General features: G+C 59.1%; 4 tRNA genes. All 4 read right to left on the bottom strand.

What is annotated here, in order from left to right:
• Positions 1-76 (bottom strand) — tRNA-Glu (locus ACUXVE_RS20050).
• Positions 77-125: 49 nt separating this feature from the next.
• Positions 126-201, bottom strand: a tRNA-Ala gene (locus ACUXVE_RS20045).
• Between the two features lie 43 nt (positions 202-244).
• Positions 245-320, bottom strand: a tRNA-Glu gene (locus ACUXVE_RS20040).
• A gap of 49 nt (positions 321-369) precedes the next feature.
• Positions 370-445: transfer RNA gene (locus ACUXVE_RS20035), tRNA-Ala, on the bottom strand.

Genomic DNA, 445 nt, shown 5'->3' with positions numbered 1-445 from the left:
TGGCGTCCCCACGGGGATTCGAACCCCGGTCGCCACCGTGAAAGGGTGATGTCCTAGGCCTCTAGACGATGGGGACGCACGAAAAACTTCAAGTTGTAGAACTTTCGACGGCCTAATGCCGAAAGTGGTGGAGCCAAGCGGGATCGAACCGCTGACCTCCTGCATGCCATGCAGGCGCTCTCCCAGCTGAGCTATGGCCCCATGAAACCAGGATTCCTGCTGGGAGCAGGATCCTCTTTGAAACTGGCGTCCCCACGGGGATTCGAACCCCGGTCGCCACCGTGAAAGGGTGATGTCCTAGGCCTCTAGACGATGGGGACGCACGAAAAACTTCAAGTTGTAGAACTCTCGACGGCCTAATGTCGAAAGTGGTGGAGCCAAGCGGGATCGAACCGCTGACCTCCTGCATGCCATGCAGGCGCTCTCCCAGCTGAGCTATGGCCCC

The sequence above is a fragment of the Stenotrophomonas sp. 3(2025) genome (genome assembly GCF_052665395.1).
The sequence above is the reverse complement of the archived record's forward strand: the minus strand, read 5'-3'. Positions and strand labels throughout refer to the sequence as shown.